Origin of the sequence: Microcoleus sp. (genome assembly GCF_049646505.1) — a bacterium.
In the GTDB taxonomy this organism is placed as follows: domain Bacteria; phylum Cyanobacteriota; class Cyanobacteriia; order Cyanobacteriales; family Microcoleaceae; genus Microcoleus.
In genome coordinates this window covers 1-4,489 of sequence record NZ_JBARVX010000044.1, presented here as the reverse complement: position 1 = coordinate 4,489, position 4,489 = coordinate 1, and the positions used below count along the sequence as shown (strand labels likewise).

Sequence of the window (4,489 nt, the reverse complement as noted above, 5' to 3'; positions counted from 1 at the left end):
CTTCCCAGGCGTTTTCCCACCCTGCGCTCGTAAAAAGCAACAAAAATATTAATTCCCAGTACCAGCAGCAATATCCACAGTTCATTTGGGGATATTTTGACAACTGTGCCACCTTTGAGCAACCTTTCAACAGCGCCGCTGAGAATTTCAAAACAGGCAATTCCCAGAAAAACAGCTATTCCCAGAGCTCCGAGAGCGTCAAATTTCTGGTGTCCGTAAGGATGATCGCGATCGGGCTGCGGGTTGGCATAATGATTAGTTACCAATCCTAAAATATTATTAGCGCTGTCCGTGACGCTGTGCAAAGCATCTGCCAGCAAACTGAGGGAACCAGTCAGCAATCCCACGGCTGCTTTAATTGCCATCACCAGCAAATTTAGCAATAAGGTAACGATTAAAACTTTGCGGACTTCGGAACGGTTATCGGCAACCATAAAATCTCCTCGATCTGCGATTAAGTGTTATTGCTTCTAGTCTAAAGCCGATCGAGCGATCGCAAATTAAAAGTATTGTAGAATCTAGATGGCGGTTAGATTTATCTTCATTAATTTTGCCCAGCTTCTTGAGACAAATTGTAATTAATAGCATTCTTGCAGTCCAATTTAGCTGGCAGGTACTTCTTTTGGGTTACTATATCTTTTATCATTAACAATTGTATGTTAAATTTCATTGCCCATGTCTCTTTCCCCGCTGACACTGAATTTAGTCGAAGGTTCTGTCTCCTTTAGCTTTTCCCCGCAAGCCGCGCGGGATTTGCAAAGCGAAATTGCAGCTTTGATGGACAGCTTAAAAGCCGTAGCAGCCAAAACCGCTGGCGCTAAAGCTTCTCCCCAAAAACCGATGGAATATCGGTATGCGGGGGATGTATTTTTGGAGGTTTTTTGCAACCCGAATATCTGGCCAACGCCTTTTGCTGCGAAAGTGCTGATTACGGTTAGGGACGATCGCGTGCGCGTCACCACCGAAGCCGAACTCAGCCGCCTGCGCGACGATCTCGCTCAGTATATCGAACAAGTCGGTTGAGATGCTTCAACCTGAAACCCGCCCGTTTGTCAAGGTTAAATTCCCATTATAATCATTGGGTTTTGGCTTCAGTAGGGTGCGTCAGCTAGGTTTCTTCGATCGATAATTGAGAGACTCTCTTCTGACGCACCCTAGGACTAATTGGCTTAGTAAGGTGCGTCAGCTAGGTTTCTTTTATCGGTAATTGAGAGACTCTCTTCTGACGCACCCTACGACTAATTGGCTTCAGTAGGGTGCGTCAGCTAGGTTTCTTTTATCGGTAATTGATAGACTCTCTTCTGACGCACCCTACGACTAATTGGCTAGGGTTCTTTTATCGATAATTGAGAGACTTTCTTCTGACGCACCCTAGGACTAATTGGCTTAGTAGGGTGCGTCAGCTAGGTTTCTTTTATCGATAATTGAAAGACTCTCTTCTGACGCACCCTACGACTAATTTCTAATTGCTAGTTTTAGTTTTTGGTCAGGGGATAGCTATCAGCAGGCGAAGCCGACCATTCCCACATTGAACCCGTATAATTCTTAGCATTAAATCCGAAACTTGTCAAGACACAAGTCAACCATGCAGACCTAATTCCCCCAGTACAATAACTCACAATCTCAGTTGACAGCGAAATTCCTTTCTGCTGCAAAATAGCCACAACTTCCCCGCGTTCCAGCAGTTTTCCCTGTTTGTCCATTAACTGTTTGTAATAGAGATGCACTGCACCGGGAATGCGGCCGCCCCGCGTTTCTCCGTAAGGCGTTTTACCAGCATATTCTCGCGGTTCTCTAGCATCAATAACTGCTAAACGATCGTTGCCTAAAATAGCTTTTAAATCATCCCGATTAATTTCCCAATTCGAGCGACGAGATACAATAAAATCTCCTGGCTGCGATGGATGATTTGCATTTTTGATTCGACGAATGCCAGCTTTGACACAAGCTCGATATCCTCCATCTACAAAAACGGCTTTTTCGTGTCCCAAAGTCCGCAGCATCCAAACAATTCGCCCGTCTTCGCCCCACCCTTTCACAGAATCGGCAATCACAATTGCAGGTTGGTCTTGACAAATTCCCAGTGCTTGCAGTTTTTCTGTTAAAACTGCATCATCTTCGATAATTTTGCCTTGGTGTGGAAAGTCGGAACAGGCAAATTGCTGCCAAGTTACGGGAATAGCTGGCTGCAGACGGCAAAACCACTTTAAAATAGGTTCGCGAGCATCAAGCAGAGTAGCTCCTTCTGACAGCAACTGCTTAGCTAAATCTGCACTTACAATCCAATTTTCAGCTAAATTACACATAAATTAGAGATAATTTATTGAGAGATTTCTATCGTATTTGCACCGCAAGTTAAAACACCGTTATTATTCGCAGGATTAGCTGGTCTTGCTGTACCCGCAACCGAGGCTTCGCACAAGATTGTTTTGGTATCGTTTGCAATCACAAATACGCCGCCCACCAAACTTTTAAGGTTAGGTTGTCGCGATATTGCATAATTAAATACAGCTTGGTTCCCCGTGCTAATTGAGTAGCTGTAATTGTTAGTTTCAGTAGGAAAACCCGTATTTAAATTGGTCATAGAACTTGTAAAACTCTCCCTTTCTATATAGTACGCTTGCTGAGCTATGTTCATTACCCTAAGATATTGTTTTGCGTCTGCGCTCGTATGAATAGGTTGGTTGGCTTGAGGCAAAGCGGTATTTGCACCGCAGGCTAAAACGCCATTGTTATTGATAGGATTAGCTGGTCTTGCTGTACCCGCAACAGAGGCTTCGCACAGGATTTTTTGGATGTTGTTTCCTATCAAAAATACTCCGCCTACAAAACTTTTGAGATTGGGTTGCCGCGATATCGCATAATTAAAGACAGCTTTGTTACCCATGCTAATTGAATAGCTGTAATTATCAGTTTGAGCTAGGGTGCCAACACCTAGATTAGCAACAGAACTTGTAAAACCAGCATATTCTAGATAGTAGGCGTGCTGAGCTTTGTTCATGATGTCAACAAGAATTCTGGCTGGAGATTCCATAGATTTAATAATTTCTGCCGGAGATTTCGTCATGCCGTTTGGAAGTTGAGCCTCGGCGGCTGCAATCAAAAAAACTGGCAGACTCAGAGTTGTCAGCACAACTCTACTCTGCCAGTTGCGGTGGCTATCAATCCTGATAAATTTCCGAACTAGCTGGTAAATTGATCTGGTGAGTAACATACAATTAAACTAATTGTTTGGCTTGAAATTGTTTCAATTTTCCAGGAGCAACCGTGCCGTGTTCGGTGATAATTCCTGAAATTAATTCGGCCGGAGTCACGTCAAAAGCGGGATTGTAAAATTCTACACCCTCTGGACAAATTCGCGTAGTTCCAACTTGATACATTTCCACAGCATCGCGTTCTTCAATGGGGATTTGGCTGCCGTCTGACAACTCAAAATCAATTGTAGATAGAGGCGCGGCGACATAGAAAGGGACGTTGTGAGCTTTGGCAACAATTGCTAAACTGTAAGTGCCAATTTTATTGGCTGCGTCGCCGTTAGCAGCGATTCTGTCTGCACCGACAACTACTGCGTGAATCATGCCCAGTTTCATGCAGTGAGCGGCCATATTGTCGGCGATTAATGTGACGGGAATTCCTTCTTGCACGCATTCCCAAGTTGTGAGTTTTGCACCTTGGAGACGGGGGCGAGTTTCGTCTGCAAATACTCTGCCGAGTCTGCCTTCTCGCCAAGCAGAACGAATTACACCTAATGCTGTTCCGTAACCTGCTGTTGCTAATGCACCGGCATTGCAGTGAGTTAGCAAGTTCAATTTTTCGGGTGTGACTGGCAGAACTTCTAACCCTTTGTCGCCGATATCTTTACAAGTTTGCAAGTCTTCTGCTTGAATGGTTTTGGCCATTTCTAACAAAGTTTTTTGGATTTGTTCGACGGAACCGCTAGTTTTCTCGGCTGTTTTGAGCATTCGGGATATTGCCCAAAACAAATTAACTGCTGTGGGACGGGTCGATCGCAATAATTCACCAACTTGTTCTAGTTTAGCGAGAAATTCGGCGCGATCGCCCGTTTCAATTTCCCTCGCGCCCAAATACATGCCGTAGGCTGCCGCTACGCCGATCGCCGGAGCACCTCGGACTATCATAGTTTTAATCGCCTCAGCCATATCTTGAGAGCGGCTAATTTCGACTACACCGTATTCTTGCGGCAGTCGGTTTTGGTCAATTAGCACAACTCGGTCTTCTTTCCAAGTGACAGGGGAAACCGGGGAGTTTTGAGCGGTCATCGATTTCAGTTATGTGAGGGACAAGTTTATTATGATGCCATGAAGGCGACTATTTCTCTATCTTATGAGCGACAAGCTGGATTTGCCAAAATCCCTGACCTGCGGTTTGATATTTGAGATAGAAGAATTGCTGGATACTTATACCAATTTCATAAAGTAGCGCTAGATATTACCCCCCCAACCCCCCCTTATTAAGGGGGGGCTAAGAC

At 44.7% G+C, this 4,489-nt stretch carries 5 protein-coding genes; 1 reads left to right on the top strand and 4 read right to left on the bottom strand.

Going from position 1 to position 4,489, the window contains the following annotated elements; all coding sequences use genetic code 11:
- Positions 1-434: cation diffusion facilitator family transporter (locus tag WBA89_RS02565; RefSeq protein WP_424403793.1), on the bottom strand; the 434-nt coding region annotated here is incomplete at its 3' end.
- Positions 435-675: 241 nt separating this feature from the next.
- Between WBA89_RS02565 and WBA89_RS02560 the strand changes: the two genes are divergently transcribed.
- Positions 676-1,023 carry a hypothetical protein gene (locus WBA89_RS02560; RefSeq protein WP_194063734.1) on the top strand — a complete coding sequence of 116 codons (348 nt, stop codon included), beginning with the start codon at positions 676-678 and terminating at the stop codon, positions 1,021-1,023.
- A 452-nt stretch (positions 1,024-1,475) separates the two neighbouring features.
- On the opposite strand, the gene WBA89_RS02555 is transcribed toward WBA89_RS02560, so the two are convergent.
- The 3 genes from WBA89_RS02555 to mtnA are packed head-to-tail and all read right to left on the bottom strand — an operon-like array spanning position 1,476 to position 4,280.
- The gene (locus WBA89_RS02555) at positions 1,476-2,306 is read right to left on the bottom strand and encodes a sulfurtransferase (RefSeq protein WP_424403791.1); all 831 of its coding nucleotides are present in this window, start codon (positions 2,304-2,306) and stop codon (positions 1,476-1,478) included.
- Between the two features lie 14 nt (positions 2,307-2,320).
- Positions 2,321-3,214, bottom strand: coding sequence for a type IV pilin-like G/H family protein (locus tag WBA89_RS02550; protein ID WP_424403789.1), 894 nt, complete (start codon positions 3,212-3,214; stop codon positions 2,321-2,323).
- Positions 3,215-3,218: 4 nt separating this feature from the next.
- Entirely contained in the window at positions 3,219-4,280 is a 1,062-nt protein-coding gene (gene mtnA, locus WBA89_RS02545; protein ID WP_424403787.1) for an S-methyl-5-thioribose-1-phosphate isomerase, read from the bottom strand.
- Positions 4,281-4,489 lie beyond the last annotated feature (209 nt).